Annotated in this window: 28 protein-coding genes; 15 read left to right on the forward strand and 13 right to left on the reverse strand. The window is 42.2% G+C overall.

The annotated features are described in order from the left end of the window. Window positions 1–75: 75 nt before the first annotated feature. Window positions 76–696 carry a histidine phosphatase family protein gene (locus JGK11_RS02440; protein ID WP_293176120.1) on the reverse strand — a complete coding sequence of 207 codons (621 nt, stop codon included), beginning with the start codon at window positions 694–696 and terminating at the stop codon, window positions 76–78. Between the two features lie 55 nt (window positions 697–751). Here JGK11_RS02440 and JGK11_RS02445 point away from each other — a divergent pair, with 55 nt between their 5' ends. Further along, a complete protein-coding gene (locus tag JGK11_RS02445) occupies window positions 752–1,204 on the forward strand; it encodes a hypothetical protein (RefSeq protein WP_293176122.1) in 453 nt (150 codons plus the stop codon). Window positions 1,205–1,312: 108 nt separating this feature from the next. Here JGK11_RS02445 and JGK11_RS02450 read toward each other — a convergent pair whose 3' ends face one another. Both JGK11_RS02450 and JGK11_RS02455 read right to left on the reverse strand, forming a co-directional pair. Continuing rightward, window positions 1,313–1,657, reverse strand: a complete 345-nt coding sequence (locus JGK11_RS02450; RefSeq protein ID WP_293176124.1) for a hypothetical protein — start codon at window positions 1,655–1,657, stop codon at window positions 1,313–1,315. Window positions 1,658–1,738: 81 nt separating this feature from the next. Further along, a complete protein-coding gene (locus JGK11_RS02455) occupies window positions 1,739–1,885 on the reverse strand; it encodes a hypothetical protein (RefSeq protein WP_293176126.1) in 147 nt (48 codons plus the stop codon). An 89-nt stretch (window positions 1,886–1,974) separates the two neighbouring features. Here JGK11_RS02455 and JGK11_RS02460 point away from each other — a divergent pair, with 89 nt between their 5' ends. From JGK11_RS02460 to JGK11_RS02475, 4 genes are all read left to right on the forward strand, one after another. Beyond that, window positions 1,975–2,811: a PHP domain-containing protein gene (locus JGK11_RS02460; RefSeq protein ID WP_293205596.1), complete on the forward strand. Its 837-nt coding sequence runs from the start codon at window positions 1,975–1,977 to the stop codon at window positions 2,809–2,811. Between the two features lie 278 nt (window positions 2,812–3,089). Beyond that, window positions 3,090–3,299 carry a CsbD family protein gene (locus tag JGK11_RS02465; RefSeq protein ID WP_293176130.1) on the forward strand — a complete coding sequence of 70 codons (210 nt, stop codon included), beginning with the start codon at window positions 3,090–3,092 and terminating at the stop codon, window positions 3,297–3,299. Between the two features lie 136 nt (window positions 3,300–3,435). Beyond that, window positions 3,436–5,028: an AAA family ATPase gene (locus JGK11_RS02470; protein ID WP_293176132.1), complete on the forward strand. Its 1,593-nt coding sequence runs from the start codon at window positions 3,436–3,438 to the stop codon at window positions 5,026–5,028. Continuing rightward, window positions 5,029–6,150, forward strand: a complete 1,122-nt coding sequence (locus JGK11_RS02475; RefSeq protein WP_293210432.1) for a hypothetical protein — start codon at window positions 5,029–5,031, stop codon at window positions 6,148–6,150. It begins immediately after the preceding gene. Between the two features lie 51 nt (window positions 6,151–6,201). On the opposite strand, the gene xseB is transcribed toward JGK11_RS02475, so the two are convergent. Then, complete coding sequence (xseB, locus tag JGK11_RS02480) at window positions 6,202–6,429, reverse strand: exodeoxyribonuclease VII small subunit (protein ID WP_293176136.1); 228 nt, start codon at window positions 6,427–6,429, stop codon at window positions 6,202–6,204. A 5-nt stretch (window positions 6,430–6,434) separates the two neighbouring features. Then, window positions 6,435–7,595 (reverse strand): exodeoxyribonuclease VII large subunit, encoded by a 1,161-nt coding sequence (gene xseA, locus JGK11_RS02485; RefSeq protein ID WP_293210434.1) that lies wholly within the window; start codon window positions 7,593–7,595, stop codon window positions 6,435–6,437. 127 nt (window positions 7,596–7,722) lie between these two features. On the opposite strand from xseA, the gene JGK11_RS02490 reads away from it, so the two are divergent. After that, window positions 7,723–8,490: a hypothetical protein gene (locus JGK11_RS02490; RefSeq protein ID WP_293210436.1), complete on the forward strand. Its 768-nt coding sequence runs from the start codon at window positions 7,723–7,725 to the stop codon at window positions 8,488–8,490. A gap of 149 nt (window positions 8,491–8,639) precedes the next feature. On the opposite strand, the gene gmk is transcribed toward JGK11_RS02490, so the two are convergent. The 4 genes from gmk to JGK11_RS02510 all read right to left on the reverse strand — a co-directional run bounded on the left by gmk (window position 8,640) and on the right by JGK11_RS02510 (window position 13,918). After that, entirely contained in the window at window positions 8,640–9,203 is a 564-nt protein-coding gene (gmk, locus tag JGK11_RS02495; RefSeq protein ID WP_293191176.1) for a guanylate kinase, read from the reverse strand. Window positions 9,204–9,281: 78 nt separating this feature from the next. Next, on the reverse strand, window positions 9,282–9,548 hold the full coding sequence (gene remA, locus JGK11_RS02500) for an extracellular matrix/biofilm regulator RemA (RefSeq protein WP_172193250.1): 267 nt from the start codon (window positions 9,546–9,548) through the stop codon (window positions 9,282–9,284). Window positions 9,549–10,456: 908 nt separating this feature from the next. Beyond that, window positions 10,457–12,559 (reverse strand): M3 family metallopeptidase, encoded by a 2,103-nt coding sequence (locus JGK11_RS02505; RefSeq protein WP_293210438.1) that lies wholly within the window; start codon window positions 12,557–12,559, stop codon window positions 10,457–10,459. A 528-nt stretch (window positions 12,560–13,087) separates the two neighbouring features. Next, window positions 13,088–13,918: a hypothetical protein gene (locus JGK11_RS02510; RefSeq protein WP_293210440.1), complete on the reverse strand. Its 831-nt coding sequence runs from the start codon at window positions 13,916–13,918 to the stop codon at window positions 13,088–13,090. A 127-nt stretch (window positions 13,919–14,045) separates the two neighbouring features. Between JGK11_RS02510 and JGK11_RS02515 the strand changes: the two genes are divergently transcribed. Then, window positions 14,046–14,264: a hypothetical protein gene (locus JGK11_RS02515; RefSeq protein WP_293210443.1), complete on the forward strand. Its 219-nt coding sequence runs from the start codon at window positions 14,046–14,048 to the stop codon at window positions 14,262–14,264. Between the two features lie 88 nt (window positions 14,265–14,352). Continuing rightward, window positions 14,353–14,487 (forward strand): hypothetical protein, encoded by a 135-nt coding sequence (locus tag JGK11_RS02520; RefSeq protein WP_293176153.1) that lies wholly within the window; start codon window positions 14,353–14,355, stop codon window positions 14,485–14,487. A 164-nt stretch (window positions 14,488–14,651) separates the two neighbouring features. On the opposite strand, the gene JGK11_RS02525 is transcribed toward JGK11_RS02520, so the two are convergent. The 3 genes from JGK11_RS02525 to JGK11_RS02535 all read right to left on the reverse strand — a co-directional run bounded on the left by JGK11_RS02525 (window position 14,652) and on the right by JGK11_RS02535 (window position 17,079). Further along, complete coding sequence (locus tag JGK11_RS02525) at window positions 14,652–15,095, reverse strand: hypothetical protein (protein ID WP_293191166.1); 444 nt, start codon at window positions 15,093–15,095, stop codon at window positions 14,652–14,654. Then, window positions 15,076–15,552, reverse strand: a complete 477-nt coding sequence (locus tag JGK11_RS02530) for a type II toxin-antitoxin system antitoxin SocA domain-containing protein (protein WP_293176157.1) — start codon at window positions 15,550–15,552, stop codon at window positions 15,076–15,078. Before JGK11_RS02530 ends, JGK11_RS02525 begins: the two co-directional genes overlap by 20 nt. Window positions 15,553–15,699: 147 nt before the next feature. Next, the gene (locus JGK11_RS02535) at window positions 15,700–17,079 is read right to left on the reverse strand and encodes an NB-ARC domain-containing protein (protein WP_293210446.1); all 1,380 of its coding nucleotides are present in this window, start codon (window positions 17,077–17,079) and stop codon (window positions 15,700–15,702) included. Between the two features lie 208 nt (window positions 17,080–17,287). Between JGK11_RS02535 and JGK11_RS02540 the strand changes: the two genes are divergently transcribed. From JGK11_RS02540 to JGK11_RS02570, 7 genes are all read left to right on the forward strand, one after another. Further along, window positions 17,288–17,464, forward strand: coding sequence for a hypothetical protein (locus tag JGK11_RS02540; protein ID WP_293176161.1), 177 nt, complete (start codon window positions 17,288–17,290; stop codon window positions 17,462–17,464). Window positions 17,465–17,554: 90 nt separating this feature from the next. Beyond that, on the forward strand, window positions 17,555–18,727 hold the full coding sequence (locus JGK11_RS02545) for a radical SAM protein (RefSeq protein ID WP_293176332.1): 1,173 nt from the start codon (window positions 17,555–17,557) through the stop codon (window positions 18,725–18,727). A gap of 12 nt (window positions 18,728–18,739) precedes the next feature. Beyond that, complete coding sequence (locus JGK11_RS02550) at window positions 18,740–19,990, forward strand: HEXXH motif-containing putative peptide modification protein (RefSeq protein ID WP_293176163.1); 1,251 nt, start codon at window positions 18,740–18,742, stop codon at window positions 19,988–19,990. Then, window positions 19,984–20,949, forward strand: coding sequence for a glycosyltransferase family 9 protein (locus JGK11_RS02555; protein ID WP_293176165.1), 966 nt, complete (start codon window positions 19,984–19,986; stop codon window positions 20,947–20,949). The genes JGK11_RS02550 and JGK11_RS02555 overlap by 7 nt, the downstream gene beginning before the upstream one ends. Before the next feature lie 16 nt (window positions 20,950–20,965). Next, entirely contained in the window at window positions 20,966–21,772 is an 807-nt protein-coding gene (locus JGK11_RS02560; RefSeq protein WP_293176167.1) for a hypothetical protein, read from the forward strand. Between the two features lie 48 nt (window positions 21,773–21,820). Next, window positions 21,821–22,339, forward strand: coding sequence for a phosphoglycerate mutase family protein (locus tag JGK11_RS02565; protein WP_293176169.1), 519 nt, complete (start codon window positions 21,821–21,823; stop codon window positions 22,337–22,339). Between the two features lie 99 nt (window positions 22,340–22,438). Further along, window positions 22,439–22,849: a hypothetical protein gene (locus JGK11_RS02570; RefSeq protein WP_293176171.1), complete on the forward strand. Its 411-nt coding sequence runs from the start codon at window positions 22,439–22,441 to the stop codon at window positions 22,847–22,849. 176 nt (window positions 22,850–23,025) lie between these two features. Here the strand turns inward: JGK11_RS02570 and JGK11_RS02575 are convergent, their stop codons facing one another. Continuing rightward, on the reverse strand, window positions 23,026–23,319 hold the full coding sequence (locus JGK11_RS02575) for a TIGR03792 family protein (protein ID WP_293149554.1): 294 nt from the start codon (window positions 23,317–23,319) through the stop codon (window positions 23,026–23,028). Window positions 23,320–23,417: the final 98 nt, after the last annotated feature.

A 23,417-nucleotide genomic window follows, 5' to 3' on the forward strand; every position in this document is an offset into this window, starting at 1 on the left:
CTCGTGCTGCGAAGGAGACAAAGGAAGAGGAAAGCAAGAGTTCGCGAAAAATTCGGCAAGGATTGCTACACATTCTTAAAATCCGCCAATTCGTCCAACTATTTTGATTTTACCTTGTTCGTCGCTTTTGAGAATCACAGCTTCGCCGCTTTGGGGAACAATATTTGTAATTGCTGTAATATTTACTTGATGAGTTACCATAATAATAGCGCCTTTAGTGTTGCGGTTGTCAACAATCAATTTGCGGATTGTCGCTGTTTGTCGGGCTTCTTTGCTGCTGTCGCTAAAGAACGAGTTGAGTGTTCTTAATGGCTCGACTTTACCTAAATTTATTAGTTTTGCTGTTTCCAAACACCGACACCACTGACTCGATAAAACTCTGGCAATTTTGATGTTGCGGTTGCGAAATTCGGCTCCAATTTGCTGGGCTTGGGTTCTTCCCTGGGCTGATAAGTTGCGCTGGGTGGAACAGTCGCCCAATTTAAAGTTAGCAGGATCTCCGGTTCCAGGGGCGATCGCGTGTCGCATTGCCACCACCAACCCTGTCTCGCCCCGCTGCAACAGTTGCCATCCCGCTTGAGTCTGGGCGTTGGTTGCTGCGTCAGAAGTTGTAGTTGCATTGATTATGCCGATCGACAATACTAAAGCTAGCGAGCCCAAAAACCATTGACCGTTGAGGTGAATCCGCACAGCCATTGTTCCAGAACCTAGAAATTATCTTATCATATTGTAATACAACAAATATTTCTCTATGGAACTCACCAACTTTATTGCTCTGTCTGTCATTGTTGTGGCTGCCCTGGGGATTGGCATGGGAACAATGACTTGGGCTTACTCCGGTAAGGGCAGCATTTCGGTACTGTTTAAAGAACCTATTTTAAACTCGCCAGAATTTCCCGATACTGACAGCGGTAGGAAAGCTGCGGCTTATTTCCAAGCTGGAATTGAGGCTTATCAGTCGGGAAATTACCGCAAAGCTGAAGATAAATTTACTAGCGCCATACAAGAGGTTTCAACGGCAGAGGCTTACCACAATCGCGGTTTGATTTTTGCGAATTTGCGATCGGATGGTGAGGCTGTTGCAGATTTGATCCGTGCTAGCGAATTATACCAAGAGCAGGGTAATGGAAGTGCGATCGACAGCATCAAACAAAACCTGGAAGCGTTGAAGCAGCGCAAGTTAGAACGGGAGAAGCAAAAATAAATCAAAAAATAATAACGAAATTCCCGGCTTTTTTAAGAAGTCGGGAATCAGAGAGGGCAAGCTGAATTTACGTTTGCTGCCAATCAAATTTAAATATTAGTTATGATTTTAAAATAGTCTTGTATCTTCGATTCTGTCAATTTGAGCAATCAACATTTCTCGGCTACAAGCAACGTGTCGATAATTAGTAATTGGATCGTAAGCTTCCCATTCTTGAGTTACTTCGCGGTCTTGCCACATAAACCATTCGCGGTAAATTTCGCCTTCATCAATATCGCCGCATACAGCCAGCCAATCATCTCCTCCCAAACTGCTGTAATCTCCTCCCACTAAGTCGATCCAAGCAGCAGCGATACAATAGTCCATGTTACTGTGAGAATTCATCCCATGATTGTTGGAATTAATTTTTTGAGAGTGTACGGAAGTTTCGGGGAAGCAAAGAGTAGATTTCATATGTATTTCCTGAATGTCATGTTGTTACTTTAGAAAAAATCCCTGAGTCATGGTGTTCGCCAAATGCCACTATCCGTACCTTCACACTTTTTCGCTCGATCGCGGATGACGGGCGATCGCACTCAAACGTTTGTCCTGTATAACTTGAGAGTGTGTTTCTGCGTACAAGCAACAGACGCTAAATTCAGCCAATTCGCCAACTGGCACAAGGGCGAAGCTGGAACCCATAGTTAGGAATCACGGACTAAGGTTATACTTGCTGAGGGGGTTAGTTTCAGTACAGTTTGCAAAGTCGATCGATAATTAATCAGGTCAATATGCTAGAGCTTCACTGCCATACAACTTACTCCGACGGTACTCTCACCCCCAGCCAACTCGTAGCAGCCGCCGCTGCCTCAGGAGTTAGGGCTTTAGCCATCACGGATCACGATACGATGTCGGGTTGGGACGAAGCCTTCGCCGCCGCTAGCTTGTACAATCTAGAAATAGTACCAGGGCTAGAACTCAGTACGGTACATAACGGTCGATCGCTGCATATTTTAGGTTTTTATCCCGATGCAAATAAGCTGCGAGATCCTTTGAAAGCGCGCCTGGAAGGACGGTTTCGGCGATCGCAGGAAATGGTAGAAAAACTAGCAGCAATGGGATACGCGATCGAACTGCCAACAACATCCCCAGGAATGGCACCGGGAAGGCCTCACATTGCTAGCGCGCTGGTAAAAGCTGGCCACGCAAAATCATCGCGGGAAGCCTTCGATAGGTGGCTGGGAGACAACGGCCCGGCTTACGTGCATTACGAGAAATTCTCGATCGCAGAAGGCATCGATTTACTCAAGAGTTGCGGCGCAGTACCAGTCTGGGCTCACCCTTATTTGTTTCGCGGCGGCGCTGTTGAGGAAGTCTTGAAAGAATTAGTAGATGCTGGTTTAATGGGAGTTGAAGTATACCATCCCAGCCACAGTTCCAGCCAAATTCATAAGTTAAAACAATTGTGCCTCGATCGCGGTTTGCTGATGACAGGTGGCAGCGATTATCACGGCCCCGAAGTAGAAAGAAATGAAAGGAAAGGTGTTGAAACTACTCACTTGAATATGCTGCATATACCGTTAGAATTGCTCGAACCGATTAAAGTTGCAGCGGCGAGTTTAAAATAGTTTGTAACTTTTTGGGCGGGCTAGAAGCCCACCCCACAATAATTTGAGTATAACTGTAGGGTGCGTGACTCAGTTTTTATCAGAGTAAATCTGAATAATCAAGTCATTCTGACGCACCCTACTACTGCGGTTTCTGTATCAATAAAATATTGGGCAAAAACTCTACTGAAAACCAATAAAAATCAAAATCAACATAAATTAATGTGAAGTTAGCGAGCAACTTCTGTTGAGCTAATGTTAGGGTGGTAGTAGCGTTCAACTACTCAATGGAGCTGATTATGAGTACAGAAGACAGAGCAAAGGCGATCGGCAAAAACGTAGAAGGCAAAGCTCAGGAAATTTTCGGTAACATCACGGGCAATAAAAAAGACCAGGCAGAAGGCAAAGCGAAACAAGCGGAATCCGCCGCCCGCCACGCAGCAGAAGATGTGAAAGATGCGGTAAAAAATCTGACGGATAAGGCCAAAAGGGCGATCGACAAATTGTAAGCTGTCGGGCATCTAGATTGTATTTTTGGGGCGGGCTTCCCGCCCGCCCCAAAAGATTTTAATCAAAATTAAATCTAAGATTTAGAGGCGTCTGGGCAGATAAAATATTAAAGCTATTCCTTATTAAGAGGTATGAATGGATTCTATTAGAGTGGAAAGATTACGCTGTCTGGCTGACACTGGCTATATTGAGTTAAAGCCTATAACTGTTCTTCTTGGGCAAAACAGTTCAGGTAAGAGTAGTTTTCTGCGTATTCTTCCTCTATTGAAACAAAGCCTAGAATCTAGAACAACTGGGCCAATACTTTGGTCAGGTCGCCTAGTTGACTTCGGTAATTTTGAGGATGCTCATCAAACAGGAGCAGAAGATAATATTGAATTTTCTTTTAACTTCAAGCTCGAATCAAGACAGTTTCCCTCTGCTAGAGATTTTTCTTACTTTCTTTTTTCGGGAGAAGCAAAGATTTTAAACACTTGTGATATAACGTTAACTCTCCAAGTCTCAGAAAATAAAAAGAAAGAAACAACAAGAACAAGTAGAATCTTTTTGCAGCTTGAAGATTCAAAAATCCAATTATCTTTTGGTGAGGATGATTCTCTAACGGACTTTTTCGTAAATTCATTTAACGTTTTAAATTTGGGTAATAAATATGTTACTAGAAAATTTGACAGGAGTCTGATTCTGCCAACTATTACTGAAAGTGAGCAAAAAAAAGAATATGAATTTGAAAAATCATCCTCACTATCTCCTGGTTTTGTAAGATATCGTTCTCGCTTCAGAGCTTTATTTCAAGCTTTGATAGACAAAACCAAAGAGACGGCTCATCATGCAACTAAGTTAGAGACTATTATTCAAATGGCACTCTCTTTTGGTCTCGGCAACTCAGAAAATATGTTAAAAGATATTCAAGAAAATAATATTGCTGGCAAATCTTGGAAGAATAAAACTAAGAATTGGACAGTTGAGACAAAAGATTTTAAAGATTTAAGGGATCTGATTATCGCAAATGCGATACCTTTTATTCTTGAAAAATGTGATGATACACTAGCGAACTTCTCAAAGAATATTAGCTATATTGGGCCAGTACGAGCTACAGCAGAGCGTTATTACCGAACTCAAGATTTAGCTGTTGATGAAGTGGATTACCAAGGTAATAATCTTGCAATGTTTTTACGCAATCTAACTGATTCAGAAATGAAAAACTTTTCTACCTGGACTTTAGATAATTTTGGATTTAAGCCATCAATTAAATCTAGCCTTGGTCACATTTCAGTAAAAATTCGTTCTAAAAATTCTGATAAATACCTGAATGTTGCTGATACTGGATTTGGTTTTTCTCAAATTCTTCCTGTTATTACTCAATTATGGTTACTAAGTTCATTTCGTCGAGTAAACCGAGGAACAATAACCTACGCTATTGAGCAACCTGAGTTACATCTTCATCCCCGTCTGCAAGGAACTTTAACAGATGCATTGGTTAAGTCAATCAAAGCAGCTAAGGAGAAGAAGATTCAGCTACGTTTAATGATTGAAACCCATAGTGAAGTATTGGTAAATCGCCTCGGACAATTAGTTTCCGAAGGTAAAATTTCTCCTGATGAAATCAACATTGTTTTATTTGAGCCATGCGATAAACCAGGAGAAGTAAGAATAAGAAACTCTCAATTCAATTCAGATGGGTATCTTTTAAACTGGCCGCTAGATTTTTTCGAGATGGAACTTGTATAAATGCTAATTTTGATTGATAGCTCTGTAGTAGATAAGGGAGATGAAAATACTTGGGACGATGAGACTGTTTTGGCTTTAGAAAATCTTGCATCTGCCCGTCGGGAAGGTAAGCATATAGTAATGGCTAAGAGAGAAACTTTTAAAAAAATTGCTCAATGCTCTCGTTTATCTCAATTTGCTAGAAATATTTACCATAAGTTATACAACCAATCTACACAATTTCAATCCTATCTTTCGGCGGTAACAAGATATATTGAAATTGTTAATCCTTGTTATGAACCAGCAGTGATTTCTGATTCAGGTAAGCAAATTATTAAAGTTGGCCCACGTTTTTTTAATGATTCAGAGTCTGTACAGAAAACCATACTCTTGTGTGAAAATAGTGATGATGCTGTTTTATACGAAATTATAGCAAAAGTTTATCTTATATGGAAAAAGATGAATGTAAAAATAGTATGCGAACCTAGAGGTGGTGGTGGTAATACAATTTCTAGTGAGTATATTAATATTCAAAAATTTAAAAAACGCTTTTGCCTTTGTATTGTAGATAGCGATAAAATTGCTCCTGATGGAAATCTAGGCTCGACGGCATCTCGCCTCCAAGCTTTGAGCGATTCTACTTGTATAAATACGGAAAATTTTATTCTTGATTGCCGTGAAGTTGAAAACTTAATACCTAATTCAATTTTATCTGAACTGTGTTCCAAAAATCAGGAAAGACTCAAAGCATTAAAAATTTTTGAAGATATTAGTAGTAGTGCAGTCGATATTAGGTATTTTTTAGATATAAAAAAAGGAACTAGAATGAAGGAAGTTATTCAATCAAGTAACCCTAATATTAAGTCTTTTTGGGAAGTAAAGATTTCTATGAGTCCCCATATATTAAGTTGTATAGATAATTGGTGTCAAGTTAACTGGCAATGCAGTAGTAGTGGAGAATGTCAATGTAAAATCTCACTGGGATTTGGAGAAAGTACGCTCAGCAATACCGTTGAATATCTTAAACAAAAAAGTCCTCATGAGATTGCCAGAATAATTGATAAGTCCATGGTTTCTGATTGGGAAAAGATGGGACAGGTTGTGATGAACTGGTGCATTGCTGAAAGTCCTATTCGTGCTTGATACTTTGCTATTACTTGTTTATTTATAAAGGCGAAGCGCCTAAATCTGCGGTTAAAAATCCGGTTCCGCAGCTAAAAGTTCGATCGCCAAATCCATCTTATCCTTCCCCCGCGCCAGAAAACCTTCGCACTCCTGCAAACACTCCACAGCCACCGCAAACTGCTCAAAAACCTCCTCTAGAGGCAACTCTCCCGACTCCACTCGATCGATAATCGCCTCAATGCGATCGACCGTTTCCTCATAATTCCAGCCAGACTGACGCAACTGCGAGTTAACCATAACATTTATTCTGCATCCAAAACTTCCACAATCTTAACCTTCAGCACACCGCGACTCAACCTCACCGTCAACTCCTCGCCCAATTCCAAACCCTCAGTTTGGCGGACAATCGTACCGTCACCTTGGATTACCGCCGCATAACCCCTTTCCAAAACCGCCGCCGGATTTAGCGCCGCTAACTTTTCTTGCAATATCTCCAGTTTACCAGTTGCTTGCCGCAAAGTTCGCGATGTCGCAGGCAACCGTTTTAAGCGATTTTGTAGCTGTTGCAAATGCTGTTCTTCTTGCTGAAATCTTGCCCGCACAACACTTGCTAAATTCAGCATTCTCTGCCTGTGTTCCCAGTAAATATCTGCCAAAATTGGTACGGCTTGAGTAGCGGCCGCCGTCGGAGTATGCGCTCGTTTATCTGCTACTAAATCTGCCAGAGATTCGTCTCTTTCGTGGCCGATGCCTGTAATAATTGGGATTGTGCAATTCGCGATCGCCCTGACGACTCTTTCATCGTTAAAACAAGCCAAATCCTCCGCAGAACCGCCGCCCCGCCCTAAAATTATGACATCCGCCCTACCGTCCAATTCTACACGGGCGATCGCCCTAACAATCGCAGCAGCAGCCAAATCCCCCTGCACCAAAGTGGGCGACAGCAACACCTGCAAACCCGGATATCTCTGTGCTAACGTGCGCTGAATATCCCCCCACGCAGCGCCAGTATCCGATGTCACCACCGCCACAATCTGCGGGTGTGCGGGAATCGGGCGCTTTCTGGCGCGATCGAAGAAACCCTCAGCTTCCAAGCGCGATCGCAATTGCTGCAACCGCAAAGCCTCCAATCCTTCGCCACCCGGTAGCGATTTGGAAACAATCAACTTGTAATCCCCGCGAGGTTCGTAAACCTGAATGCTTCCGAAAACCAGCAATTGCTCGCCTTTTACGGGCATTCGTCGCAAGTTTTGCTGTTGATAAGTCCACACCACGCAGGTAATCGCAGCGCTTGTGTCGGGATCGCGTAGAGTGAAATAACAGCCGCTGGAATGCCGCGAAACGTTGGACACCTCGCCCGTTAGCCAAATCGATCGCAGGTGGCGATCGCCCTCCAGCAATTCTTTCAGGTATGATGTTAGTCCGCCCACCGATAACGTTGTGTCAGGGAAAATTGAATTCATTAAACAATTGTAGATTTGAGATTTGAGATTTGAGATTTAGGCTACTATATCTAAGGTATTTATTTGTAGGTCTATCCTCTGCGAGGGCTTCTCTACCGGCGAAGGTAAATTAACAGCAAACAAACTAATGATATCAGATGTCATGACTTCGATGAATGTGCTGCGCCAAGAGGCTGCGGCGATCGGCATTACTGATGCCGAAGCCAGAAAATATGGCGATCTCAGACATAAAAGAACTTGGTCTTTGGCGATCGAACATCACCTCTCGATGCAAGATTTTGCCGATCGCGAAGCCCTCGAAGAAGATCGCACAGCATCCGATTCTGACAGCGCACTCAGCCGCTCTCAGACTGAAGAGTCGAAAGACTACGGCATTCAGCTAACGGCGAACCTGGGTGAATCTGGAGTCAAAACAGATAACAAAACAGCATCTGGGGCTTCGTTGCAACAGCCAGGAATGGCGATCCTCTTCGAGGGCTTCGCTAACGGGCGATCGCCCAACAATTCCGATTACCGCACCAACCCAAACAGAGGTTTTAAACAAGTAGTTCAAAACCACATTAAAGCATTGACAATTGCCTCAGCATCCCGCACAATTCAGCTAAATTCACAACTCAACAATTGGGTTTGTCCCGAGTGCAGCCCCGAGGGCGAATCGGGTTGTCACCTGTGCGCCGGAGAAGGCAATGTCAGCGACATTGCAGCTATTGGCTGGACACTAGCTTATATGGAAATGTTGGGATGTTCTGCTCGCGAAATAGAACCGCTCAGGAAATTTTCGCCTGCGTCCGAAACTCTAGAATTGAATTTAAAATCTTGTGTTGCTATCAAGAAAAGTACCGAAGTTTTAGCGCGTACAGAAAAATGGGTAATTCAGTTGACAGTTGACAGTTGACAGTTGACAGTTGACAGTTGGCTTGGAATTAAGAGGATTGGATTAATGAATAGTCTGATTTTAATTTCTACCTACAATGGTTCCGGCTTTAAACCAAGTCTTGCTGGTAGTTGGCAATTCGTAATTGGTAATATCACATCATCATCCCCTCATTTCCGGTCGCTGACAAACAACACGGATTCTAGTTTTTTTAAAGCAACTTCTAAATCGTCGTTGACAACTTGGAAGTCGAATTCGCCCGCAGCTTCAATCTCCTCTTTAGCCCGCAGCAACCGACGGGCGATCGCAATTTCGGAATCTTGACCCCGACTCCGCAGCCTGCGCTCCAATTCTTCCCAAGAAGGAGGTAAAATAAAAATTCGCAAAGCTTCAGAAAACTTATTTCTAATTTGCCTTGCTCCTTCGAGTTCAATTTCCAGGATTACCCATTTTCCCTCGCCGATTCCCTGTTTGAGAGCAAAAAATGGAGTACCGTAAAAATTGCCAGCAAACTCAGCCCATTCAGCCAATTCGCCAGCCTCAACCATTTCCTCAAAACGGCTGCGGCTGACAAAATAGTAGTGTTGTCCCTCAATTTCTCCCTCGCGGGGCTTACGAGTTGTCACCGATACCGAAAGATATAATTCGGGATGGCGGTTGAGGAGCGATCGCACTAGGGTGCCTTTCCCCACACCGCTAGGCCCCGTCAGAACAATTAATTTACCGGATTTCATTTTTAGAAGAGAAACGTGTCACAATTTGAGTTTTCGCTTACTCTAGACTGTAAGTGCTCAAATTGCAACCAACAAACCTCAATCATCCCGACCTTGACCGTCTTTGCCGATCGCAAAACGATTAGCAACCGTTTCCGGCTGAATCGCCGAGAGGATAACGTGACTCGAATCAGTAATAATTACCGCCCTCGTGCGGCGGCCGTAAGTAGCATCAACCAGTTGTCCGCGCTCCCGCGCATCAGTAATTATACGCTTAATTGGCGCTGACTCGGGACTGACAATGGCAATCACTCGGTTAGCCGACACAATATTACCAAAGCCGATATTAATTAATTGAATATCCATGAATATCTCAATCTATAGGTGAACAAGTAACTATCAATCCTTACTTATTATCATATATAAATACATTTTTTCTGGCAAGTTAAAATTATTCATAACAAAAAGTTTTAAATTTTCACCTTCATTTTTTGCTCTTTTTTGAAGCAGAGTCTGCCAATCTTTATCAAAACTTTAAAAAACTACCGCTGGTGACCGCTGGATGTTAAAGATTCGGTAAAATTCTCAATTTTTCGTTGCGAATAAAAGCTTTAGCTGTATGGAGAAAACCGCCAGTAAATGTTGCGAAATATAAAGGAAGTTTCAGGTGGAGGGAAAGTTAAGTACCATCACTGATTAATGATAGAAAATATTCACGAAAGGCAGTTTATACTGACAGTATTGAGATTGATGCTGCTTTGATGGGCCTTCAAGCTAATCCAAAAGCTGCTGGCGATTACCTACGGGATAGCCACGTGGCGCATACATCATCCCCAATTTTTCACAAAAAGATTGGGGATGATGTGCCAAACTACAGATGTTTGTTGCATGATGTTCTACAAAAAAAATGTTTCGTAGTGAGGACTTTAGTCCTATTAATACCAATTTAAAAGTGTTACTATAACCCTTCGATATTGTTCTTATAAAATTAGGTACGTTGTTGGGCTTTAGCCCTCTTTAGAAGTATAGATAAAGGAGGCTCAAGCCCAACAACGTACCTTTATTTATTAATATGAAAGTTGCGTCTAATACGCCATCCGAACTTTAAGGGATTAGGGATTAGGGGGAATCTACCTTAAGTGAACTGTATTGGATTATATGTAAATAAAAATTATAGGACTAAAGTCCTCACTACAAACTTTTTAATCCCGCTTTTTAGCGGGATTAATGCAGATAAATTTACCTGCATTAATCCTCAATTATTGGACAGTTTGTTAAGCCGCAACTAAACCGCTGTGTCTCAACAAAGCTTTAGTGCTCGGTTCGCGTCCTCGGAATGTTTTAAACACTTCCATCGGGTGCAAACTGCCGCCCAATCCTAACACTGTATCTCGGAAGAGTTTACCTGTAGAGGCGATCGCACTTTCATCTTCCAAACCCGCCTCCTCAAACGCCGCAAAAGCATCAGCACTAAGGACTTCCGCCCATTTATAGCTGTAATAGCCCGCCGCATAGCCGCCCGCAAAAATGTGCCCGAAAGCGCACAAAAATGCGTCTTCTTCCAGAGGAGGCAACACAGTTGTCGTTTTAGCGATGCGGTTGCGAACATCCGCCACAGTTTCGCTGCCGCCCGATCGATAGCGGTGGTGCAATTCAATATCAACACTGCTAAAATGTACTTGCCTGAGCATGGCACTGCCGCTCATGTAGTGGCGCGCTGCTAACAGCTTTTGGTAATAGTGTTCCGGCAAAGTTTCCCCAGTTTGGTAATGTTTTGCCATCCCGAACAAAGTCGCCCTATCGTAACACCAATTTTCCATAAATTGACTGGGCAATTCCACCGCATCCCACTCAACATTATTGATGCCAGAAGCCCCCGGATAGTCTACCGTTGTTAGCATATGCTGCAAACCGTGGCCGAATTCGTGAAACAAAGTTTCTACTTCCACAAAAGTCATTAAACTCGGTTTCCCATCAACCGGAGGGCTTTGGTTGCACACCAAATACGCCACAGGTAAGCGCGTTGTTGTTTTTCCCGCTTCCACAAACTTAGCGCGCACCACGCACTCATCCATCCAAGCACCGCCGCGCTTTTCTTCCGGGCGGCTGTAGGGGTCTAGATAGAAATTGGCGATCGCATTTCCGGCTTCATCATCTATTCTAAAATAGCGCACGTCTTTGTGCCAGACAGGAGCTTGACCGTCCGTCGCCGTTACCGTTACCCCGAACAGCCGCTTTACTAATCCAAATAACCCCTCCAATACCTGCGGCAAAGCAAAATAAGGACGCAATTCTTCGGCACTAAAAGCAAACTTTTCTTCCCGCTGCCTTTCCGACCAAAAACCGACATCCCAGTGCTTCAAATCCGCAGCTTCCGGCGCACCTTTAGAGGCAGCAAAAGCTTTCAATTCTTCTAAATCTTTGACAGCAGCATCGTAGCTAGCTAAGCGCAATTCTTCTAACAAAGCTTCCACTGCTGTAACGTTAGGAGCCATTTTGCTCGCCAAGCTCAATTCGGCATAACTGCTAAACCCGAGCAAAGCAGCTTTTTCGTGGCGCAGTGCTAAAATGCGATCGGTCAAAGGCCAGTTATTCAAATCTCCACTGCTAGCTCTGCCGATCAAAGCTTTGTACAACTTTTCGCGCAAATCGCGGCGAGTGCTGTGCTGCATGAAAGGCCCGTAACTCGGAAAGTCTAAAGTAATCCGCCAAGGGCCATTTTCGGCATCCGCATTTTCGGCGCCGGCACTGCGAGCCGCTTGAGCTGCTAAACTCAACAAACTCGGCGGTAAACCGTCAATTTCGTCTTTGTTTGTGAGGGTGATACTGAAAGCTTTGGTAGCGTCGAGGACATGATTGGAAAATTGAGTAGTAATTTCTGCCATTTCTAATTGAATGGCATTGAAACGCTCTTTTTGCTCGCCTTCTAAACCGACGCCGGAGAGTTGAGCATCTCGGAGGGAGGCTTCGACAATTCGCTGTTGAGCTGGCTCTAAACTGTCCCAATTTGGGCTGGCCCGCAGTGCTTTAAAACCTTCATAAAGCGGTTTGCTCTGACTGAGCTTGCTCGCAAATTTTACTACTTCTGGCTGCACTGTTTCGTGAGCCGATCGCAATTCCGGACTATTTTTCACCCCCATCAAATGTCCGACAATGCTCCAAGTCCAATTTAAACGCTCTCCGAGCCGCTGCAATGGTTCTACTAAACCGCTCCAAGTCGGCTCAACAGAGGCTTCTAAGGCAGCTAACTCGGCTTCTAGTTCCGTCAGCAGTTGCGTAACGGCGGGGACTACGTGTTCTGGTGCGATCGCATCAAACGGTGGCAATCCTTTGCCAATTAATAACGGGTTATCAGTAACAGTTACGGTTGCGGTCATTTAATTTTCTTGTAACAGGTTGAAAACAGGTGAACTAGACAGATTACCTTTTCAATTTGTAACACAGTTGTCTAAAAAGTTCGACTCCAGCCGGGAGAGGGAGAGAGGAGGAGAAGGGGAGAGGCGGAGAAGGGGAGAGGGGGGAGAAGGGGAGAGGCGGAGAGGGAGAGAGGGGGGAGAGGGGGAAAATCTTCCTTCTGAGTGATGACTAACGATCAATTACAACTGACTAAGGAACGAAAATTTAATAACTTATAGATATTTGTGGGATGGGCGTCCCGCCCGTCTTTTCGGGACGGGCGGGACGCCCATCCCACAATAATTAAAATTGTAAGTTATTTAATTCTCATTCCTAATGAACAATTACAACTGCGAACTGCCAACGGGTGTATCTCAGTTTTGCATTTGTAGTGCTGTCCCCGCTCGCGTATTGTACAATACGCGAGTGGGGACAGCACTGTAAAAAAAAATGCTTTTTGCCAAAACCAGATGCTCCCCTGCCAACTGTCAACTGTCAACTGTCAACTGTCAACTGTTTTGTGTGTGCTGCAACTCCTTGACAACCGAGATTAAGCGCTTGAGATGAGGTTTGACAACTTCTTGCTGCTCGTGTTCCAAACGGTGAATTTGAGCTTGAACTACAGACAAATCCGGAGTCGATTGGTACGCAGGAGCTTGCACTTGGCTTTGCAGATTAGCCATAACTTTCTGGATTTCCAAAAATCGAGTATTTACTAATTCCCAGTCATCTCGGGTGAGAGCAGTTTCTGTCAAGCTTTTCATCGCACTTTGCAGTTGTTCTATCGCCTGTTCCACAGCTTCGATATTTGTCGGTTGGCCCACCGATAAATCTTGCATTTGTTCCCTCACCTGCTGGCGAACATCGAGCACAGCAGACGCCACAATTTCTTGCAAAGAAGCTACCGACTCTCCCAAACTCAGCAATTGCCGCTCAATATCGATCGACTCCTCAAAAGCTGCATTCCTAGGCAATGCAGCCATTTGCTGGCGCAGCGCTGCAATATCTGCTGACAAATGCCTCCGCAATTTAACAATTACCGTTACCGCCGTTTTTTCGACCTTATTTACAGACTTTTGTACTTGGGCCAATTCCGAAGTTTGATGAACCCGCACTTGCTGCTCGAACCGATACCGATTAGCCACATTCAGCGACAAAGCCAAGGTTAGGGGAGCCACCCCGTAAAAAGCTTGACCAGACACTGCCACCGCCAAGGAACCCAAACCAGAGGCCGCCAGAGAGGCGTACTCTGCCACCTCCAGCCAGTGCCTTTGAGGAAAACTTGGCCTCAAGCGGTTTCTAACAGAGGGGTTTGGCTTCCGCACGGCTCTTTGGGTCATAGTATTTTCTCGTTGTTGGTAAGGTTGCGAGACTGGGTGGAGCATTCATTTATATCCTTTTTTCAGTTATATGTTTTTGATTATTGCCGCGCACTCTTCTATTTTTACCTAATTCAGTAAGTTAAGGATGATTGACACATTATTATGTATTTGCGAGCCGTCTTGCTGTCGCCCACAATTGGGGCTGTTAAAAGCTGAGCCCCAAGGCGCCCTCTATTTTACAGGACGGGGGCGCGATCGCAGGCAGGCGATCGACAATTGCTGCACAGGCCAGTCGATTTTAGATTTTCCATTTTTCGATTTGAGATTAAAACTGCCACCTACTGAGGGCGATCGAAGCTTTTAGGCGATCGGTAGTTGCGTTTTTGTTCGTGCATTGGTATAATTTACTTTTTCTCAATTTCTCAGATATAATTTACAGCAAGACTTGACAAATGAAATCAGAAAAACCCGAAAATGCCGATCGGCTTAAATCTATTTTCACTATCATAATCTTTATCATTCTCGTCCTAGCAGTCGGCTTTTTAAGCGTGAATTTTATTTCAGCTCTCTATGCTAAATTTGCTTAAAATTAGGACTTATCCCACGGGTGTCCAAAAACCGGGTTTTTTGCGAGAATATTTCGTGAGTTCCACAGAATCGGTAAAAAACCCGGTTTCTTTAGTCGAAGTGCACAATATCAAGGTCGGACACGGGAGTGTCGTGTCCTGACCGTGGGTAGTTTATTATAATTTCAACTGTAAAGATTGTGCTCTGGATCTAGCCAGACAATATAAAAAACATTTTCACTAAAAAATCCATGTACCCTGCCGTATTCATTAGCAGAGATTTGAAACTGGTAGGGCATATTTACTAGCGCAGATTCATTGGGAATTCCGAAGCCATTAGGTTCGGTAGTATTTTGCCAAGCTATGCCATGACAACGCAAACTTTTACTCTGATTATTGATAACTTCTTGAGCATTCAATTGCGACAAATCCCGCAGCCGTCTCAATAGAGATGCTAGATACTTAGCATCTCTACCGCCAATTGAGAACTTATTTTTCTCATCCTGATAATACCTGAAAGAAAAACTAATTCCTTCTGGAATTTGGATATTGACAACCTCTCTCCTTGCCGAAGATGGTTGACTGCGAATCTCTGTATCTTGTCTTTTTTTATGCTTCTTCGATGACACGGCTTTTGTAAAACTTTTTCATTGATTCCTTGGTAATAATAGCATGAGAAGGTTCATCTTTTGGCAACTCACCTCTAGCATTAATCCAAGGATCTTCGCGTCGCACCATCAATTCTAACTCATAGGCATCCCGAAAGAGGTAATCATCGGATAACTCGTCTAAAAACTCTTGTACTTCTTTGGGAAACTCTGGTTTTTCGACTTCTTTCAGAATTGGCTTAAAGTCAAATTGTTCTTTGTATTCATAAAATAAAGCCGGGATAGTCGGCCCGTGTACCCAAGCTTCAAAATCTTCATCAAACAGCGGTGTATCTTCAAAGGCTAAATACCATGCTTGGGCGTAGTACAAGAGTTTTTGTAGCTTGTGGTTGCTGAGGTAGGAGCCTACATCATTCGCGAACCAGATGTAGTAATCAGCGAGTTGGGAGGCTGTTGTGACTGTAGTTATTGTTGTCATATAACTCGACTCAATATGTTTTGTATTTTATGATAGCACAGTCACCCTCTTTTATGATTTGGCGGTTGAAACCGCTACTACACAAACAAAGTCTGCCTCCGCAGACTAAGAAATAAAAGGCTTATTGATATTAGTACAACATCTCGGTTACAATCCTTTGATATACTGCTTCAGTACAGGTGAGAGAGTGTAAAGACTTCCCTGTTTTTCAATCAAACAGCGCCGCGATAGAGATTGCAAGGCGTTTAGCAAATCTGATGATGATATTTGTCCATTTTGGAGCAATTTTGCTAGGTTGACTGGCTGGTTTTCTTTCGCCAACAATGACAGGACTTGTTTTTCTAGTTCGGAAGTGCGATCGAACTGCTCATCTAAAACATCTTTCAAATCTTCCGGCAACAATATGGTATCATCTATTAATAAGTCTGCCACACCGATTCCCAACTCTTGAATCAAAGTCGCCACGCTTTTTAACCATAACGGATTGCCTTGGTAGCGGTGAATCAGTGTTTCGCAGTTATCGATTTCTGTTAATCCTTTATCTCTGAGAATTTTCCGTGCGGCTGCGGTGTCTAAACCAGTGAGTTGTAAGGTACGAATGGGAGTATTTTCGCTTGTGAGTTGAGGAACTTCTTTCGGTGGTTCCCAACCGATTAGCAGAAAGCAACTGTGATGAGATAATTTTTCTATCTGTTTGAATAAAGAGCGATATTCTTCGTATTTTGGTTGATACTTTCCTGCTAATTCGCCGCTAGACAAAAGGTTGTGAACGTCATCCAAGACTATTAAACAGCGATGGTTTTGTAAATATTTAATTAGTGGTAAGCGTTTCTGGTTGGTTGGGGATGAATCTAGGTTTTCGGAATTGGAAAAAAGCTGTATTAGGTTTGATTGAAATTTATCGATGGTGGGGAATTCGTCTAGCGTGCACCAAACTGCGTACTCAAACTCGTGTTTGATTTGTTGTACGAGTTGGACTGCTAGGGATGTTTTGCCGATTCCGCTGATACCGGTGAGGGTGATGAGGCGGCAGTTTTGTTGTAGAATCCAGGTTGTGAGGGTTTGGAGTTCGTGGGTGCGATCGAAGAAATTACCCAACTCCGGCATTTCGCTTAAATCTTGATGTAGAGTTTTGCTTTGTTTTGAGTTAGATGTTTCTTGATTTGGTGGGTGTGAGTTTCTTTGTTCTGGTGGGTGTCTAGCTTCTCCACAATAATTAATATTCCTAATTTGCACAGAGTCTTGTGCAACATTTGATGAGAACAAGGAGACTTGCAACCTCTCTATTGCCGAAGATAAATTTGATTTACTAACATCTTCCCCCAACTCTTCTGAAAGTATTTCCCATAACTCTGCGCCCACTTTCCTCACACTACTTTCCGAACAGTCAAAGTCTTTGGCTATGTGCTTGTATGTCTCACGCTCTAGAGTGCCTTTGAGTACCGCTGCTTGTAAATCGTCAAGGTGTTGGCCTGTTCTCTCGAAGACAATTTTATCCGCGATTTTTAAAGCTTCTTTTAGGTTCATCGGATAAGGGATATGTGAAGTTTTTATGTATTATACACATTGATCCGCTTTTTAGAACAATTTTGTACAAAAATGTACAAAAATAAATTAAATAAAATGAAACAGAGAAAAATTGTAGGCAAAATTGAACTTTTTTGTGCTGGACAAATCTTTAGTTTCCACAAATAATAGAACAATGCTAAATCAATCAAATGTGTGAGGCAAATAAATGACAGTTTATCTTGGTTCTAAACCTCTTGCTGAAATCGCAGTTAATGGTTTGAAAGAGGAACAGTTACAGAAAATTAATCCAAAAGTTGTAGCTGCGATTCAAGCGATTCAAGCCGAACGTATGGGTAAAGAGCCAATTGCCTGGGCTGATTTCAGTAGTCACACTACTGATTAAATTCAGATTATTACAGAGACGGCGCTTGGCTGGGAAGTCTTTTAGCCAAGAATGATTTTGGTTCTACAGTATAGTTTTGAAGGAAAATTTATGTCACTTGAGTTGCTTCTACCCCAAAGAACTGAGTTCTACGAAGTCCGACCTATAACAACTGTTGTAGTTAAAATCGTGAGTCGTTGCAATCTCAAGTGTTCCTATTGCTATATGTATGAGCACCCAGATCAAACTTGGAGAGAGCAGCCAGTTTTGATGAGCGTTGAGACGATCCAGCTTCTGGCGGATCGTCTCAGTAGCTATGTTCGCGAGCGTAAGTTAAAGCAGCTTATTGTGGTCTTTCATGGGGGTGAGCCTCTGCTACTAGGAGCTTCTAAACTTAGAGAGTTTTTCACTATCTTGCGAAGTAGTTTTCAGGATGTTGAAGCTGATATCAAGTTCGGACTTCAAACGAATGGAACGCTGGTAGACGATGACATTGTACAGGTATTTCAAGACTTCAAAGTGCGTGCAGGTGTGAGTATTGACGGGCCGCAAGAATGGAACGATCTTATGCGAGTTGATGCCAAAGGGCGTGGCAGCTTTTCGCAGATTATCGCTGGTGTAGAAAAGCTGCGTAATCCCAAGTCTGGAGGGTCTGTGTTTGGAGGTTTTCTCACAGTTGCGAATCCTGAAATAGATCCTTATGAGCTATTGACATTCTTTGAGGAACTAAACACCACTGCTATAGATTTTCTTCTGCCAGACTTCAACTATGATACTTTTCCCTACGATAAGTATCCCCCAGGAACTTTTGGTCGATGGCTATCCGCTCTTTTCGATTATTGGTTAGCTTCAGAAACTAAGATGGAAGTTCGTATATTCAGAACTATCATGAAGCTTTTAATGGGTGGAAAGAGAGGCTATGATTCCTATGGGGCATTGAGTGATGGAGTCATTGTGGTTGAGACTGATGGCACTTATCACGGACTAGATGTTCTGAAAACTGCATATCATGGTGCTACCAAAACAGGTATGTCACTGAATTCTCATCCGATTGAAGCTTTAGAATCTTTGCCTCTGGTCACAGCACTATCTAACAAGCAGTCTTCTGCACCTCAAAAGTGCTTTGATTGTCGCTTATTTGATATCTGTGGTGGCGGATATCTTCCCCATCGTTACAGTTCCGAGCATGGTTTTAATCGGGAATCAATTTATTGTGAAGATCTAATAATTCTCATCGATCATATCAAAGATTACTTATCCACTGAACTATCAGCTATCTCATAAATACGTTGCGTTATGATCGTGTGTGCAGAGCAAGAGACTAAGATTGAAACTGTTGACTTGGAGTTGACCTGTAAGCTAGATGACACTCAACTATTCTACCAAAATGCGTTGATTAAATATGTCGAGGAGTCAGCTACTCGACACATAGCCATGCTGTATATTCTCAGCAATCAAGGTTATGAGCTAGCTGTGGCGCTTCTCCAACAAAGCGATGATGTGAATATGTTGAGCGGTTTGTTTTTGCAATATCGGGAACTTGAAGCAAAATCTCGATCGCTTTTCCAAGCTTACGTCAGTGGTGATATTGCTAGCATTAAGGCCTTCCTAATTAATTTTTATACTCTGTTTTCACCACTGAGTGGGGGTTTGAGTTTAGGTTTAGAACCTCTCAAAAACGTGAAAGTCACTCCTGGCTCTCTTCTTTGTTTTCCTACGCTAGCTAGAGCGGGGGCTGTGACGCAAGATAGCAATCTTGCAGAAATTACAGAACAAGCAATTGAGGTGTTAATTGATGATAAATCCGATCGCATAACCTGGTTGCCAGACAGCTTTACACGGTCAGGAATTCGTATTTCCACAGCAATCACTCAACCAGCAGCAGCGGGAAATGAGTTTAATTTCATTGAAAAAGGTGATCTGCACGATGTTTCGGCTGTAAGCACCAGGCATGATGAAATCCGCCTCTGCTTGGATATGCTTGGATTCCTAGATATTGGACTTGGTGTCAGCATGAGTCGCGTGATGAAGGTGTACACTGTCTTACCTCGTTACTCTCCAACTACACGGAAAGCTGGTTCTGTATCACAGTTGCCTGGTTGGGCTTGGCAAGATTTCGATCCAGAAGCCGATCGAATGGAAGAAAGATGCCACTTGTGCGTACAAATGGTGCATGAGTTTTTTCATACGAAAGTTAATCTAATAGAAAAAAATGTGCGTCTTTACACAACAGACGGAAATTCACCAGAGGTTTTCTCTCCTTGGAAAAACAGAAACCGTCCTCTTAGACAGGTGATTCATGCTTTGATGACCTTTTCGGCCGGGGCGGCTGTATGGGCTAAACTTGTATCTTCTCCTTGGTTTTCATCTGGAAAGTTGTACTCTGAAGCTGAAAGTTATTGGGTTGAAACACTTGGCTTTGCTGATATAGCTTATCAAGGTTTAATCAAGTCTGAAGCGTTAACTGATGCGGGCAAGCTTTTAGTTAGTGCTTCTGTTGATAATTTACATTCTGTAGTTAAGGCAGGTCGGAGTAATTTATGCTAGATGTTCAAAAATTTAGGCGACCAGTAGTTTTTTTGGCTAATGGGATTGGAGATCATATTGTTGCATTGCCTGCACTTCGTGCGCTTTCTAACATCTTTTACGGTCGATTATCACTGATTGTTGTAGATGAAGCGTACACACAGATTTTCTCAGATATTGTTTTTGAATCTGTATGGTATATAAAAACTTTTGGAGTTCTAGGTACTCATGTAATGCAGAAAATAGGAAGAGAATTAGCACCGTTTGATTATGAAGCATTAGCTGAAGAAGCTAGTGGCTGTGACTTGTTTATATCTCTTTGTTTATGGACTTCACCTGATTTAGAACGTTTAGTTAAAAAAATATCACCTTCTGTTTCTGTGGGGTTTCATTCTAGATTCACTTATAAATTTTCAGAAGCTGTTAATTGTTTTGATACTCTTTTTTCTGTAAATCATTTTTTCAATCCTAAGATTAAGATTGAAGATTTTAGTAATCCTCCTTCTATCGAACAAAAATATTTAAAGCTAGTCCATGACCTGAAAAAAAATATGACAAAAAATAAACTACTAATTTTACACACAGATACTAAGCAAAGAAAAATGTGGTCATCTGACAATTTCCTGAAGACAATAGATGAATTTTTGTCAGTTCAGACTGACTACATAGTTATTATTGTAGGAATGTGTCACAACTTACCTTTGGAATCGGCATATCATAGAAATAGAATTTTTGACGTATGCGGCATTCCTCTAAGATTGTCATTTGCTTTACTAAGTGTTGCTGACCTTTTTTTGGGTATTGATTCCTGTTTGCTTCATGTTGCCGACTTGTTTCGTGTACGAGGAGTAGGTATTTTTGGACCAACTAAGCCAAAAAAATGGGGCTTTCGGTTTGCCCAGCATAAACATATTACTTCTGATTCTATTGCGTCGATTGCATCAGAGGAAGTCATTGATGCTCTGATTTCATTGTGTTAATTTAAAGGAAAAAATCATGGATCAGCTTATTCAAGGGGTAAGAATACTTCTAAATTATAATGACATCACTTGGGAAAATCGCCTTTTTTTAAGTTCAGGAACAGAACAGGCTAGTGTTTCAACCGATCGAGCTTTGACTCCTTATTGTAGTGATGCAATTGTCCCTCGATTACCGTGGCGAACACTTACTTCACTGGAACAAAAAATCCTCTTCAGCAGTAAGCTTGAGAATCTGCCAAGTCTGTATGTAAGCATTCTGAATATTCCTCAAAATATTTTAGGTTATCTGAATGATTTAGGTAGTGTAGAAGACCATAGGTTGTTGAAGTATGTTTTGCAAAAAGAGAGGGTAAAAAAAGGTATCAGCCTAATTCAGGAGTATATTGAGACGTTCCGTATCCAAAGTGCAGAATTAAGTGAGTATAGAATTGGGTGGAATGCTCCTAACCAGATGACTGTAACTGTTGGAAGCGATAGCTGTCGCGTTGGTCTCCACATTGATAATCAGCGTGGCTCATCGCTGCATCGTATCTCGATCAATCTTGGATCTGAACCGCGCTATTTCTTGTTCATTAATTTATCAATTGAGCAGTTGTATAGATTGCTTTCCGAGACTGATGATAATGTAGTTAGTAAAACTTCGGGTAGTTCAAGAATTGGCAGGGCATTCATGCAGCTTTTTCCCAATTATCCGGTTGTTAAATTGAGAGTTAACCCAGGAGAGGCTTATATAGCTCCCACAGAACATATTACTCACGATGGGTGTACAGAGGTAACAGAAAGTCTTGATGTATTTTTTACCCTGCGATCCCTATTTGGTTAATCCTGATACTTTGAGAAACTGTAAATTACTAGGAAAGGAGTTTAAGAAATGAAATTAATTTTAATAAGACATGGTGAATCTATATCTAATAAAAATAAAATACAGTTAAGTAATAATGATAATATACTTACTTCCGAAGGAGAGGAACAAGCCAATCTTTGTGGGAAAGCATTGAAATTGTGGCTTGGAACAAGAGACTTTAGGTTGTATGCTTCTACATCTGTTAGAGCAAGATTAACAGCAGAAATTATTAAGAATGAAATAGACCCATCAATTCAGGTTAAGTATGATATTCGCTTGATAGAGAAGCGTTTGCAAGAATCCTATGAAGAATGTTTTAAGAGATTTCAAAATTTTATTAACGATCCGATTCTTAATAAAAATGTAACCGCGGAAATTCTTGTAATGATTACTCATGGAAACTTAATTCAATCGGTAATTGGAAACGCTTTAAATTTACATGACTGTTCTATAATTGAAACTACAAATTGTGCAGTTTCAATGCTTAGTGATGGAAGGGTCATCGGTTACAATATGGTTCTTCATTTACAACATTTTTTTAGATAGGATCATTATCTAAAGTTGGAGAGAGTTCCTTTTAAAAGTTGTAATACGCCAACTAATGTTGGTATAATTATCCAAGAAACAATACAGTAAATATCAATCATGGAAGAGAATTTTATGCTATTGAATGAGTTAGCAAAAAGACTATCCTATAAGCCAGGTTATAGCTTTTTAATTCGTAGAATCGACAACGAAAAAGCTTTGATTTCTCTTAGATGTCCATCGTTACCTCATTCTCAAGAAGAAGGTGAGGAGGTTGGGTTAACAATCAATAACACAGTAAAGCTGTCAGCGATCGTAACACCATCAGATGCCTTACACGCTTTCGCAAACGTCGTGGCAAGTCTGGAGCTTCATGAATCGGCAGAATGGTTCAAAATAGACGATCGGCAAGTATTCCTGCCACATGGTTGGGGAGATGAATTTGGCGGCTTTAAGTGGGAGGATTTTATGAATCTTAATGGTAAGTTTCTTAGTGCTCTAAAGAACTTTATCGAGCTGCCTAGTATGTGAAGTAGAGATGCTTGCATGAATAGCGATCGCCCTTCACACCAAATACCAAACACTGCGATCATTGTACGGAGTGCGATCGCCCTTTCTTTTTTCTGATGAGCGATCGCCTAAAATGAAAGTGCGATCGCCCTTTATACCAAATACCAAACACTGCGATGATTGTACGAGTTGCGATACTAATGCAAAAACTTGCGAACTTGATATTCGCGACTTTCGACGATCGGCATTTGCAAATCCCCCATTTTAGCATCCAACTCATCGATTGTGCTTTGCGGCACCGAGTTCCACTGTTCCCTAGTTTCCCAGCGAATCAACATCAGCACCTCATTTTCCACCGCATCCACCCAAACTTCTTTGCCCAAATAACCGGGAAAACTTTTGAGTCCGGCCGTCCAAACTTCTTCATCTCGCAGAATAAACTGTTCCCATTTTTCGCGAGGTACTTTAAATCTCAGCCATTCAATTACCATATTATTTTAGATTTTAGATTGTAGATTGTAGATTTTGTAGGGTGCCTCAGGCAAAAAATGATTGGTATCTCGTATAAGATTCATTCCTGACGCACCTA

The organism is Microcoleus sp. PH2017_34_RAT_O_A (assembly GCF_020737885.1).
Classification (GTDB): Bacteria; Cyanobacteriota; Cyanobacteriia; order Cyanobacteriales; family Microcoleaceae; genus Microcoleus.